The sequence below is a fragment of the Mucilaginibacter aquatilis genome (genome assembly GCF_009755275.1).
In the GTDB taxonomy this organism is placed as follows: domain Bacteria; phylum Bacteroidota; class Bacteroidia; order Sphingobacteriales; family Sphingobacteriaceae; genus Mucilaginibacter; species Mucilaginibacter aquatilis.
This window is the reverse complement of the sequence record NZ_WQLA01000001.1, coordinates 445266-458108: the sequence shown is the minus strand read 5'-3', so window position 1 is coordinate 458108 and position 12843 is coordinate 445266. Positions and strand designations below refer to the sequence as shown.

At 40.5% G+C, this 12843-nt stretch carries 11 protein-coding genes; 6 read left to right on the top strand and 5 right to left on the bottom strand.

Annotation, left to right across the window (positions count from 1 at the left end; translation table 11 throughout):
* The first annotated feature begins 115 nt into the window (after positions 1-115).
* From GO816_RS02140 to GO816_RS02120, 5 genes are all read left to right on the top strand, one after another.
* On the top strand, positions 116-1396 hold the full coding sequence (locus GO816_RS02140) for a WcaI family glycosyltransferase (protein ID WP_157539709.1): 1281 nt from the start codon (positions 116-118) through the stop codon (positions 1394-1396).
* A gap of 54 nt (positions 1397-1450) precedes the next feature.
* A complete protein-coding gene (gmd, locus tag GO816_RS02135) occupies positions 1451-2563 on the top strand; it encodes a GDP-mannose 4,6-dehydratase (RefSeq protein ID WP_157539708.1) in 1113 nt (370 codons plus the stop codon).
* 10 nt (positions 2564-2573) lie between these two features.
* The gene (gene fcl / locus GO816_RS02130; protein WP_157539707.1) at positions 2574-3515 is read left to right on the top strand and encodes a GDP-L-fucose synthase; all 942 of its coding nucleotides are present in this window, start codon (positions 2574-2576) and stop codon (positions 3513-3515) included.
* Positions 3516-3554: 39 nt separating this feature from the next.
* Positions 3555-4871, top strand: a complete 1317-nt coding sequence (locus GO816_RS02125; RefSeq protein ID WP_157539706.1) for a UDP-glucose dehydrogenase family protein — start codon at positions 3555-3557, stop codon at positions 4869-4871.
* Between the two features lie 103 nt (positions 4872-4974).
* Positions 4975-5955 (top strand): UDP-glucuronic acid decarboxylase family protein, encoded by a 981-nt coding sequence (locus tag GO816_RS02120; RefSeq protein WP_317163586.1) that lies wholly within the window; start codon positions 4975-4977, stop codon positions 5953-5955.
* 57 nt (positions 5956-6012) lie between these two features.
* Here GO816_RS02120 and GO816_RS02115 read toward each other — a convergent pair whose 3' ends face one another.
* From GO816_RS02115 to porK, 3 genes are all read right to left on the bottom strand, one after another.
* Positions 6013-6894, bottom strand: a complete 882-nt coding sequence (locus tag GO816_RS02115) for a class I SAM-dependent methyltransferase (protein WP_157539704.1) — start codon at positions 6892-6894, stop codon at positions 6013-6015.
* 206 nt (positions 6895-7100) lie between these two features.
* Entirely contained in the window at positions 7101-8291 is a 1191-nt protein-coding gene (gene porN, locus GO816_RS02110; protein WP_157539703.1) for a type IX secretion system ring subunit PorN/GldN, read from the bottom strand.
* A 74-nt stretch (positions 8292-8365) separates the two neighbouring features.
* A complete protein-coding gene (porK, locus tag GO816_RS02105; protein WP_157539702.1) occupies positions 8366-9754 on the bottom strand; it encodes a T9SS ring complex lipoprotein PorK/GldK in 1389 nt (462 codons plus the stop codon).
* A gap of 521 nt (positions 9755-10275) precedes the next feature.
* Here porK and rfbD point away from each other — a divergent pair.
* Positions 10276-11133, top strand: a complete 858-nt coding sequence (gene rfbD, locus GO816_RS02100) for a dTDP-4-dehydrorhamnose reductase (protein WP_157539701.1) — start codon at positions 10276-10278, stop codon at positions 11131-11133.
* Here rfbD and miaA read toward each other — a convergent pair.
* Both miaA and GO816_RS02090 read right to left on the bottom strand, forming a co-directional pair.
* Positions 11114-12031, bottom strand: coding sequence for a tRNA (adenosine(37)-N6)-dimethylallyltransferase MiaA (miaA, locus tag GO816_RS02095; RefSeq protein ID WP_157539700.1), 918 nt, complete (start codon positions 12029-12031; stop codon positions 11114-11116). The genes rfbD and miaA overlap by 20 nt on opposite strands.
* A gap of 120 nt (positions 12032-12151) precedes the next feature.
* Positions 12152-12808: an IS1096 element passenger TnpR family protein gene (locus GO816_RS02090; RefSeq protein WP_157539699.1), complete on the bottom strand. Its 657-nt coding sequence runs from the start codon at positions 12806-12808 to the stop codon at positions 12152-12154.
* Between the last annotated feature and the right edge of the window lie 35 nt (positions 12809-12843).

Sequence of the window (12843 nt, the reverse complement as noted above, 5' to 3'; positions counted from 1 at the left end):
AAAGCTTTATTGCTTTGGATTTATTTTAAATATTGTTTACTTTTTTTAAATTTGTTACAACATTTTCTCACTTCTACCTTAAATCATATACTATTAATTAGTATTTGTGGCCTTAATGAAAAACAGAACGATTCTATTAATAAGTCATAACTTTTCACCCGAGCCTACGGGGATTGGAAAATATAATGGCGAGATGATAGAATGGCTCGCTAAAAATGGCTACGATTGCACCGTAATCACCACATATCCTTATTATCCGCACTGGAAGGTACAAGCTCCGTACAAAAACCGTTGGTACAAAAAGGAGGTTTTATCTGTTGCTGAGTCAGCGAGACCAATAACGGTATATCGTTGTCCATCCTTCATACCTAGAAACCCTACTGGCAAAAATCGTATGATTCAGGATATATCATTCTGGGTCACCAAAACGTGGTTAATACTTGGATTGCTTTTAAGAAAGCAAAAGTTTGATTTAATTATCACTATTGCACCTCCATTTCACCTGGCTTATTTAGGTTTGCTAGTTCGCAATTACAAAGGAGGGAAGGTATTATACCATATACAGGATTTACAAATTGAAGCCGCTCAGGATTTACAGATGCTATCAAGCAATAAACTTATTGATAGTCTTTACAAAGTTGAACGAGACATATTAAACAAGGTTGATTTTGTAAGCACCATATCTGAAGGTATGATAGATAAGGTGAAGGTTAAAGTTGATAAACCTATTCACTTTTTTCCTAACTGGGCCGATACCTCATTCTTTTTTCCTTTAGATAACCGCGATACGATTAAGCAAAAATGGGGTTACAATGCCAATGACAAAATATTTTTATATTCAGGTGCGATAGGAGAAAAGCAGGGGCTGGAAAATGTAATTTATGCGGCCGAAATACTGCGGAATGAGGACGACATAAAATTTGTAATATGTGGTTCTGGTCCATATAAGGAGCGCCTCATAAAGCTTGCAGAAGAAAGGCAACTATCCAACATTAACTTTATGCCTGTGCAGGATAAAGAGGTGTTCAATGAGTTCCTAAACCTCGGAGATTTTCACCTTGTATTGCAGAAAGCTAATGCCGGTGATTTAGTAATGCCATCAAAGCTAACTACTATATTAGCAGTAGGCGGTGCAAGCATTGTAACTTGTGTGCCTGACACCTCGTTATACAACGTGGTAGACAAGTATAACTTAGGGTACATTATAGAACCTGAAAGTTACGAGTTACTGGCTGATATTATTTCAAAGATTAAATCAAATCCGGAGGAAGTTATTGTGAAGCGAAGTAACGCTAGGGATTATGCCTTACAATACCTGAATATTGATAACGTGATGGGGACGTTCACCAATAACTTCCTTAATGAAACTGAATACCAACTTAGCAATCAAAGTTAACTATATATCGTGACGGAAAATCCGGCTCGAGATGAAAAACAACCAACCAAAAACATGAAAAAAGCTTTATTAACAGGCATAACGGGGCAGGATGGTGCCTACTTAACAGAATTACTGTTAAGCAAAGGTTATGAGGTGCACGGCATCAAACGTCGTAGCTCTTTGTTTAACACCGATCGTATCGATCACCTTTACCAGGACCCTCATGAGCCGCATCCAAGTCTTGTACTACACTATGGCGATTTAAGTGATTCAACCAACTTGATCCGCATCATTCAGCAAGTACAGCCCGATGAGATTTATAATTTGGGTGCAATGAGCCACGTAAAAGTAAGTTTCGACACTCCTGAATACACAGCCAATGCTGATGGTATAGGTACTTTACGCCTGTTAGAAGCAATACGCATTTTAGGTTTAGAAAAAAAGACTCGCATTTATCAAGCGTCAACATCTGAACTTTACGGTTTGGTGCAGGCTGTACCACAGTCTGAGACTACTCCATTTTACCCACGTAGCCCTTATGCTGTTGCAAAAATGTATGCATATTGGATAACTGTTAACTATCGCGAAGCTTACGGTATGTTTGCCTGCAACGGTATCTTATTCAACCATGAGAGCCCTTTGCGTGGTGAAACCTTCGTAACACGTAAAATTACCCGTGCTACTGCTAAAATTGCAATGGGCTTACAGGATAAGCTATACCTGGGAAATCTTGACGCTCAACGTGACTGGGGACATGCAAAAGACTATGTTGAAGCAATGTACCTAATTTTACAACAAGATACTCCTGAAGACTTTGTAATTGCAACCGGTGTTACCACCCGCGTGCGCGAGTTTGTACGTATGTCATTTGCTGAGGTTGGCATCACTATCGAATTTAAAGGCGAAGGCGTTGACGAAAAAGGTTATGTAGTAAGCTGCAGTAACGCTGATTACCAGTTAGAAGCCGGTACTGAAGTTGTTGCGGTCGATCCAAAGTACTTCCGCCCAACAGAGGTTGAACTATTAATCGGCGATCCAACCAAATCGAAAACAAAATTAGGCTGGACTCCAAAGCACGATTTAGCTTCATTGGTAAAAGACATGATGCAGTCAGATGTGGAGCTTTTCCGCAAAGAAAAATTGCTGCGTGAGTCGGGCTACCAAATCAAAAACCAGTTTGAATAACATTTTTGTAATGGAAAAAAGTGCTAAAATTTATATAGCAGGCCATAGAGGTATGGTAGGCTCGGCCATAAAGCGTAAACTTGAAAAAGAGGGCTTTGAAAACATTGTGGTGCGTGGCTCTGCCGAACTTGATTTGCGTAGTCAACAAGCTGTTGCCGATTTTTTTGAACAGGAAAAGCCGGAATACGTGTTTTTAGCCGCAGCAAAAGTTGGCGGTATTGTAGCAAACAATACCTACCGGGCCGATTTCCTGTACGAAAACCTTCAAATACAGAATAACGTTATCCACTCTTCGTATTTAAATGGCGTTAAAAAGTTAATGTTCCTGGGTTCAAGCTGTATCTATCCAAAACTGGCACCACAGCCTTTAAAAGAAGATTACCTGCTTACCGGACCCTTAGAGGATACCAATGAGCCATATGCGATTGCCAAAATTGCAGGTATAAAAATGTGTGATGCTTACCGTGCACAATACGGCTGTAATTACATATCGGTAATGCCAACAAATCTATACGGTTTTAATGATAACTATCATCCGCAAAACTCTCACGTGTTACCTGCAATGATACGCAGGTTTCACGAAGCAAAGGAGCAGGGATTGCCAAGTGTTACCATTTGGGGCTCAGGTACCCCTAAGCGCGAATTTTTATTTGCCGATGATTTAGCGGAGGCATGCTATTATTTGATGCAAAACTTTAATGAACCAGGTTTAGTAAACATTGGTACCGGTGAAGATTTGTCAATTAAAGAACTTGCTGAACTGGTAAAGCAAACCATAGGCTTTGAAGGCGAAATTTTGCTTGACGCATCAAAACCTGATGGCACCCCCCGTAAGCTGATGGACGTATCAAAGCTACATGCCACAGGATGGAAACACACTATAGAACTACCAGAAGGTATAAAACTGGCTTACGAAGATTTTTTAAGTAAGCAGGTAATTACCGAAAGATAATCAACTTCAAAAAACAACAACCAACCAAACAAAACAAGTATGAAAATAGCCGTAGTAGGAACCGGTTACGTAGGTTTAGTAACCGGAACCTGTTTAGCTGAAACAGGCAACGAAGTAATCTGCGTTGATATTAACGAGAAAAAGGTAGAAATGATGAAGGCAGGTAAATTGCCTATTTATGAACCTGGCCTCGAGCAATTATTTCACCGAAACATTGCACAAGACCGTTTAAAATTCACCTCAAACCTTGCAGAAGGCATCAGCGAAGCTAAAATTATCTTTTTAGCATTACCTACGCCTCCCGGTGGTGATGGCGCGGCCGATTTAAGCTATGTGTTAGGTGCCGCCGGTGATATTGCCAAAATTATAACTGATTATAAAGTAATCGTAACTAAATCAACGGTACCAGTAGGTACCGCAGATAAAGTAACTGCAGCTATGCAGCAGCATGCGGCACCTGGTGTAGAGTATGCTGTGGTGTCAAACCCTGAGTTTTTGCGTGAGGGTGTAGCGGTGGAAGACTTTATGAAACCTGATAGGGTTGTAGTAGGTACTACCGATGAAAGAGCCAGAAAACTAATGGCGGAGCTTTATGGTCCGTACGTTCGTCAGGGTAATCCAATTATATTTATGGATGAGCGCAGCTCTGAACTTACCAAATATGCAGCTAACTCGTTCCTGGCTACCAAAATCTCTTTCATGAACGAAATTGCTAACCTTTGTGAGCTTGTAGGCGCAGATGTTGACATGGTAAGAAGAGGTATTGGCGCTGATGAGCGTATTGGCAGACGCTTCCTTTTTGCTGGTATTGGTTACGGTGGTTCATGCTTCCCTAAAGATGTTCAGGCTCTTGCAAAATCGGCTGAAGAAAACGCATACGATTTCAAGATTCTTAACTCAGTAATGGAGGTTAATGAAATCCAAAAGAATGTACTTACTGAAAAAGTAAAGAAATACTATAAAGGCGATTTAAAAGGTAAACACTTTGCTTTATGGGGTTTGGCATTCAAACCTGAAACTGATGACATTCGTGAGGCGCCGGCACTTTACATCATTGATGCTTTACTTGAGGCAGGTGCAACTGTATCGGCATTTGATCCGGAAGGCATGAATAACGTACAGGCTTTACTGGGCGATAAAATTACTTATGCTCAAAACCAGTACGATGCATTAAAAGATGCTGATGCATTACTGATCGTTACTGAATGGTCGTTATTCCGCACACCTGATTTTGGTAAAATTGAAGAATTGCTGAAAGCAAAAGTTATCTTTGACGGCCGTAACCTTTACGATTTAGATAAGATGATCGACTGTGGTTTCTACTATAACAGTATTGGCCGCAAAGAAGTAAAATAAAGTACTGAATGAGGGAATGAGTGAAGGACTGAATGAAAGCCAAATCACCCGTTCAACATTCACTCATTCTCTAACTCATTCTTTCACTCAAAAAAATATGAACATACAAGGCAAAAGAGTACTCATTACGGGAGCAGCAGGCTTCCTTGGCTCGCACCTGTGCGACAGGTTTATAAAGGAAGGGTGTCATGTAATAGGCATGGACAACCTGATAACCGGCGACCTGAAAAACATTGAACACCTGTTTAAGCTCAAAGAATTTGAGTTTTATCACCATGATGTATCCTCGTTTGTACACGTACCGGGTGAGCTGGATTACATTTTGCACTTTGCCAGCCCGGCATCACCTATTGATTACCTTAAAATACCTATTCAAACACTAAAGGTGGGCTCATTAGGCACGCATAACCTTTTAGGTTTGGCCAAGGCTAAAGGTGCACGTATACTGGTAGCGTCAACATCTGAAATTTATGGTGACCCTAACGTAAACCCACAGCCTGAGGAGTACTGGGGTAACGTAAACCCTGTAGGCCCAAGAGGTGTTTATGACGAAGCTAAACGCTTCCAGGAAGCCATTACCATGGCTTACCATACCTTCCATGGTGTTGAAACCCGCATTATACGTATATTCAACACTTACGGACCGCGTATGCGCCTGAATGACGGACGCGTATTGCCTGCATTCATCGGCCAGGCTTTGAGAGGTGAGCCGCTTACCATGTTTGGCGATGGATCACAAACACGTGCATTTTGCTATGTAGATGATTTAGTAGAAGGCATTTACCGCTTGTTACTGAGCGACTATGTACAGCCAATGAATATAGGCAACCCGGATGAGATCACCATCAAAGAATTTGGTGAGGAGATCATTAAGCTAACCGGCACCGATCAGAAACTGGTAGGCAAACCATTGCCAACAGATGACCCTAAGCAAAGAAGACCCGACATTACCAAGGCAAAAGCCATTTTGGGCTGGGAACCAAAGGTAAGCCGCCAGGAAGGTTTGAAAATTACTTACGAGTACTTTAAGTCACTTCCTCAGCACGTTATCGAGCACAAGGAATTCTCTCAATACAACAGATAGAAATTGACTTTAAGAGCCAATATAAAAGGCGCGCATTTAATGCGCGCCTTTCTTGTATTATGCAATTGGGTTAACCTTTTTTGCAACGCACATTAAAGTAAGGGCGCTGTTGGGTGAGGATGGATTACGGCCCGAAAGAACGTGACCTAAACGATACTTAAATTCAGCTTTACCGGTTTTGCCTTCCAAAACCTCTCTTCCTAAATCATGGTTATGCGGGTATACTTTAACTTCAAAGCCGTGCGGCTCTAAAACGCTTTCAAACATTTCGCGGGTAACACCATGTCCGGGTTGGTGATGTATTTCGCAGGCAAGCCCCCATTTTTGCTGATCAGAAGTTTTATGAAAGCTGTAGCCAATAAGGCGGTAGTAAACCAGCCTTAGATTCCATAAAAGCTTTCCTAAGCCTTTATAATTCCACGCAGAATGTTGCGGGTCATGGTCGGTAACTAATACGCCACCGGGCTTTACAAGCCGCGCAGCTTCTTTAAGTACTGAATCCATGTTCTCGCAGTGGTGTAATGCCGCATTCAAAACTACCACATCGGCAATAGCCGATTTAAATGGAAGATTATTGGCATCTGCCAAAACAGGAGTGTAGCCTAACTTACCTGCAAGCTCTAATGATTTCGGGGCTACATCTACACCTATCAACTGCTTTGGTTTGCCTTGCAGGGTGGCGTAAACGTTACCCGGACCACAACCAATATCAACTACCACTTTGTCGGTCCAATCGCCACTGGCGGCTTCCCAGCGGCTTTTAAAAGTATCGCTACGGTGGCAATAGGTTAAGTACTCTTCTGCCCACTCGGCATTGCCAAAGTAGTAGGCGTTTGCCTTCAGCCCTTCCGACTGGCGTAATATAGGAAACTCAACATAAGAGTCTCTTTCAGTAAAAGTAACTCCATCTTTTAAAAATGGCGCAAGTTGTGAATGCATGTATTATGTAGATGTAATTTTTGAAGTATAAATACCGTAATAGAAGTTGCTGATACTTGAATTATTTTCAACAGAAGGAAGATCGGCTAATGATTTATAAAATTAGCTAAATTGTAAATGATATTCAATTAGTAATTAAAGAAATATTAGAAAATAAAAAAGGCGGTAAGTATGAACTTACCGCCTTAGTGCTAATGTAATATAGCTTAGCTTTTTTTAACTTGTGCCGAAGCATTTTTTGACTCTGCTTTTTGTGCATCTTTCTGAGCTTTTTCAGCATCCTTTTTAGCTTTCTCTGCAGCTTTTTTCTCAGCAGCAGTTTGCGTTTTCTGGATTTCGTAACTCCAAGTTTTGCTCTTGAAGTTCTGAATTTTGCTCTCGATATTTTTTGACTTTGCTGACTTATCTTGCTCTGCGTTTAAAACATCAGTAGCTGAACCTGCTAATGCCGCATTTGCTGAAGCAATTTGAGCGGTAGTACGCTGAGTGTTTGATCCGCTTTCGCGCACAATTGTGCTTGTATAACGTTTTTGCAAAAAGATATCATCTAAGCTGGTGTCATAAAGATTTTTGTCAGGATCAGAAACGTCTTTTGTTGCAAAGAAGTCGCGGCACTGAGGGAAGTATAACCAAAACACCGGAGCTTCGCCCACAGTGGTACCTGCAGCTTGTATTGCTTTTAAAGGAGCAATACCAATAATGCGGGTTACAACCATCGAGCGTTTTTTATCAAAATAGATATCTTCTTTGGTTCTGAACTTGGTAATAGAGGCCGGATTAAAGTCATTAAGTACCATCTTAGAACCAATTTTGTTACCGTTAGCATCAAACTGGTCTACCATGGTGCTATCCTGAAAACGAGACATTGCACCTAACATATTAATACGGGTTGCAAATGTGCTGTCGTTGTTAGTAGGGCTTGGATCATAAGCAGTAAGCTTTCCTGAACGTAAACCTTCCAATACAATTTCGGCCAGTGTTGCACCAGGTACATTGAGTAATGCGTTTTTAGGGTCATTTACATCAATGTCTCTCCAAATACGTTTGTAAAAACGTGCATCGCGTGCTTGTATTGCCGGGTAGTTGTAAGCCTTTGCATTGTTGAACATTTCGCTTTTAAAGAAACCGTCCATTACAGGCAAAGTGTCTGTAGGTAACGAGTCCTTAGGCATAGTGGTTTGAGCATTAACCGGCGGAGATACCACAGGTGTTGCCGTTTCAGTCACCACCGGTTCAGTTTGCGCAGTGTATGCTGGTTTTACAACCGGTTTTGACTTTGTTGTACGAGCTTTCGTACTTCTGCTCTTTCTTTTTTGCGCATCGGCAGTGGTGGTTACTGCCACCATGGCTATAAGGCTAAAGGCAGTTACGTAAAATTTATGCGTTAATCTTTTCATTGTTCTAAGTTGTTGTTGTGATGCAGGCTAATTGCTTACCCTGCATCTGCTAAATCAATCTTATGTGTTGGTTCTTAGTTGCCTTTAGCCAGTTTTCTGGTTTTAGTTTGTTCAATTACAATATCTGGTGCCGGCATAACACATCTGAAACCAATGTATGAGTGAGATACGTTTTGGATTTCATAGTTACGCGTTGATGGTGTAAGCATGTTGCCATTATCTTTCCATGATCCGCCTCTGATAACTTTACGACGCATAGCTTCACTTTCATTATCTGCTGCATCATATAATAATACCGGGTTAAGGTCATGCACTAGCTCTTTGTAAGAAGGGCTGAATGCATCAAGCGTCCACTCAGATACGTTACCCATCATGTTATATAAACCAACTTTGTTTGGAGCATATGATTTAACGTGCATAGTAAAAGTTCCACCATCTTTACGGTAATCACCCTCCTGTTGTTTGAAATTTACGGCAAGCATGTCAACGTTTTTCTTAGTTTTTTTGTCTTTAAGATTAACGGTAGCAAGTTTGTCGAAGTCTTCTTGTTTTTTGTCTGCTGAAGCTGCATATTCCCATTGTGCTTCTGTAGGCAGGTTAAAACGTAAATTATATAAACGGGCAAGTGAACGTTCGCCGGTGGTAGCATAAATCATTTTGCTTCTCCAATCGGTAAACGCACGGGCTTGTTTCCAGTTTACGCCAACAACCGGATGCTCATCATAACTGCGGTTGGTGTAGTAGTTGTTATCCATCATCTCCATTTGAGAGTTAGGAAAGTCGTTAGACCAAACTTTTGTATTTGGCGGTACAGCAACGGTATCAGTAATGTATTTGCTGGCACCTGAGCGGTTTACAGAAAGCCTGTCGAAACGGTAAACTACGGCATCTTTAATAAGGGTTGGCTTACCATTTTCCATGGTATAAAGCTTGCCATATAAAGCACCTTTGATTACCGGATCATTACTTTGCCAAAGTGGTGTTTTGCCACCTACTTTGCTCCAGTCAATAGCACGTGTAGTATCGGCAAAAGTAGGTATATCAACAGTTTGCTGATTTTTACCGGTGCCTTTTTTAGCTTTAACGGTAGAATTCTTTTTCTTCTGGAAGTATTTATCGTCTTTAAGATAATCAGTTACTGCAACTGAATCGGCAACCCAGTCAACAAAAGTTCTGTATTGTTTATTGGTTACTTCTGTTTGGTCCATAAAGAAGGCACTTACGGTAACTGTTCTTGGAACAGTATCAACTGCCATTGATGTGTCGGTAACAACATCTTTTTCAATAATTGAACCTGCAGGAACGAATACCATTCCGTGTGGGGCAAGTGGCGTAAGTGATTGCAAAGTAGTTTTAGATGTACCTACTCTGTCCATGCCGTCCAGGCGTCGGTTGGTTTTACAGGCCGTAAAAGCTACAGCAACCGAAAAGGTGAGGGCAAAATGTGAAAACTTAATATTCATTGACGATGAAATTATGATTCGATTACAAAAATTATATGAACTGGTTGATTATGTGCCTTTACTGAAAATTGAAACAAAATCAAATGATTTGTTTAGAGAGAGCAGGAATATGATACTAAATGAATTGAATAAGTTACAGTTAAACATAAAATTGTAACATTCAATTTAGTAATCTTAACTTACAACTTACTAAAAAAACCACGATATTCATTACAATAATAATAATATTTTGTTTGTGTATAATTAAATTTTACAAAATAGGTGTTTTCAACAAAAAATATTTTAATAAAATAATCTTTAATTAAAAATGTTTATCATTTGTAAAAAAGTTGTTGCCAACTGTCTCTCAAACGAAAATCTAACCAGAAATTAATAACTAATTTTAAACTTCACCTCTTTTGATTCATCAGATATATTCTCAAAAATTTTGCCAATGTTTCATAACAGTTAATTAAAGTTGTCGTGCAGCGATACCTTATCCAATGGTATTTTTATTAATTTCGGCGTAAATAACTGCTATCATGAAAACAACGCTGGTTTTTGGCGGCTCGGGCCAATTAGGACAATGTTTAAAAAAAGTTACCAACGAACGTGGAATCGAATTCCTGAAGTTTCCGGCCGAAGAGGAAGCCAATGTGTTGAATGTAGAGGCGCTTGAAAAGTTGTTTGAAACCTATAAGCCTGAGTATGTTATTAATTGTGCTGCTTATACTGCTGTAGATAAGGCAGAAAGCGACGTAGAGACATCAAGAAAAGTTAATAAAGACGGCGCGGCTAACTTAGCACAATTATGTAAGCAATTTAGTGCAGTGCTGGTGCACGTATCAACTGACTTTGTTTTTGAGGGGAACACACCATTTTTGCTTACCGAAAGTGATGTTGCTGCACCGATTAACGTTTACGGCCTAACCAAGCTTGAAGGTGAGCAACACATTATTCAAAGTTTAGATAAGCATTATATACTTCGCACAAGCTGGCTGTACTCAGAATATGGTAATAACTTCGTTAAAACCATGCTGAAGCTGGGTGCTGAACGCGATGAGTTAAATATTATTGCCGACCAGATTGGCACGCCAACTTACGCCATTGATTTAGCGGCTTGTATTTTGGACATTATTGAAGCTGATAATCAGCAATACGGTATTTATCATTACAGCAATGAGGGAGTAACATCGTGGTATGATTTTGCTGTAGGAATTTTTGATCTTGCAGGTATCAGCGTTAAGGTTAATCCTATACGCACTTCTCAATATCCAACCCCGGCAACAAGGCCAGTTTTTTCAGTCATGGATAAAAGCAAAGTAAAGTTAACCTTTGGTATAAACATCCCATACTGGAGGCATAGCCTGCAGGAATGCATTAACCGTTTGCAGCAATAAAATTGTCAATATAGGTTTTCATCCCTTCAGTATCAGAGGGATGAAACCATTTGTTGTCTTTGTCTTTACGAAACCAGGTGAGCTGCCGCTTTGCAAAACGACGGGTATTTTGTTTAATCAACTCAAAGGCTGTGTTCAAGTCTGTGGTGCCGTCTGTATAATCAAACACTTCGCTATATCCAACCGTGTTTAAGGCATTTAACGAGCGGTAGGGTAGTAGTTGTTTGACTTCCTCAAGCAGGCCTGTTTGCATCATCAGGTCCACACGCTTATTAATGCGTTCGTAAAGCTCCTCGCGGGGCAGGTCAAGTATAATTTTTATGATGTTGAACTTGCGTTGTTTGGAAGCACCTTTATGAAAGGATGAAAAGGGCTTACCAGTACTCTCAAAAACTTCTAGAGCGCGTATAATACGTTGCGGGTTATTTTTATCAACTGTTTCAAAGTATTCCGGATCAACCTGCTGAAGGCGGTTCTGTAAAACATCAATGCCTTCCTGCGCAAAAGTTTCATTAAGACTTTGTCGAACCGAGGGGTCTATGTCTGGGAGATTATCAAATCCATCAGTAATTGCCTTAACATACAGCCCCGAACCGCCAGCCATAAGCACTACGTCATGATAACTGAATAGCTCATTAAGCTTTGCTAAGCCGTCACGTTCAAAATCTCCTACATTAAAGTTTTGTTTGATACTGTGCGACCCTATAAAATGGTGCGGAACAGCTGCCAGCTCCTCAGCTGATGGTTTGGCGGTACCAATACTCATCTCCTGATAAAACTGGCGCGAATCGGCCGAAACAATCTCGGTGTTATAGTATTTGGCAAGTTCAATAGCAGCAGCCGTTTTACCAACCGCAGTTGGACCTGCAATGCTAACTAAGTACTTGCTTTTGTTCAAAACAAATGATTTATAATAAATATGCCGGTTTTATTCAGGCATCTTTAAGGTTTTACAATGTAAACATCAACCTTGCAAAAAGATGCCGCATAAAACCGGCTTTAAATGATTTACGGGTATTTAATAATCGTCATTTCGGCCGCGGCTTCCACCACGTTCATCTTCCTCAAAGCTATCACTATCTGAAAACTCATTGCCGAATTCATCTTCCTCTTCACCACCCTCGTCGTCGCTTTCCTTGGTGCTGCTGCCTGATTCGTTAACCTCTTCAAAATCTTCGGTATCTTCAGGATTATACTCCAACTCGTTTAAAAAGTCAAAGTCTTCATTAGCTTCTGCGGTTGCAGCAGCCGGAGTGTAAACGTTTCCAAATTGCTTAGGTGCCTCCCCTGTGCTTTTAACTACGGCAGGGTAGCTGGTGCCAGCTGTTTCGTCAAGAATTTTAACTAACTCGACGTGAAAGTCAAAGGGACGTTCGAAATTTGACGTATAATAAAATTTTTGATGCGGATCGTCTATAAAACTGCTGAGCTTTGATTTTTCCATTAATGCAATGCCCCGGTCAACTTTGCGGTCGCTGGGTTTAAAAGCAATTTCCTCTCCTTTTGTCCATTGATCATTGCTGATGTAAAAAGAAGAAGAGTAATCAGGATTGTAACCAATTGCTTGATGTATTGCGTGATGCAAATCGGCAAATGTTTGGGTAGATTTAATGTCAATCTCCCGGCTTATATCATCATAATCTTCAAATGTTACCCTGAAACGGTATAGTGCCATTTTTTATAGGTTGATTTAAGTGTAAAAATACAGTT

Excerpts from the sequence above, each read along its gene's own strand:
- GO816_RS02090 (WP_157539699.1), bottom strand. The coding sequence starts at position 12,808 with ATGGCACTATACCGTTTCAGGGTAACATTTGAAGATTATGATGATATA.
- fcl (WP_157539707.1), top strand. The coding sequence starts at position 2,574 with ATGGAAAAAAGTGCTAAAATTTATATAGCAGGCCATAGAGGTATGGTA.
- GO816_RS02125 (WP_157539706.1), top strand. The coding sequence starts at position 3,555 with ATGAAAATAGCCGTAGTAGGAACCGGTTACGTAGGTTTAGTAACCGGA.
- GO816_RS02115 (WP_157539704.1), bottom strand. The coding sequence starts at position 6,894 with ATGCATTCACAACTTGCGCCATTTTTAAAAGATGGAGTTACTTTTACT.
- porK (WP_157539702.1), bottom strand. The coding sequence starts at position 9,754 with ATGAATATTAAGTTTTCACATTTTGCCCTCACCTTTTCGGTTGCTGTA.
- porN (WP_157539703.1), bottom strand. The coding sequence starts at position 8,291 with ATGAAAAGATTAACGCATAAATTTTACGTAACTGCCTTTAGCCTTATA.
- gmd (WP_157539708.1), top strand. The coding sequence starts at position 1,451 with ATGAAAAAAGCTTTATTAACAGGCATAACGGGGCAGGATGGTGCCTAC.
- rfbD (WP_157539701.1), top strand. The coding sequence starts at position 10,276 with ATGAAAACAACGCTGGTTTTTGGCGGCTCGGGCCAATTAGGACAATGT.
- GO816_RS02140 (WP_157539709.1), top strand. The coding sequence starts at position 116 with ATGAAAAACAGAACGATTCTATTAATAAGTCATAACTTTTCACCCGAG.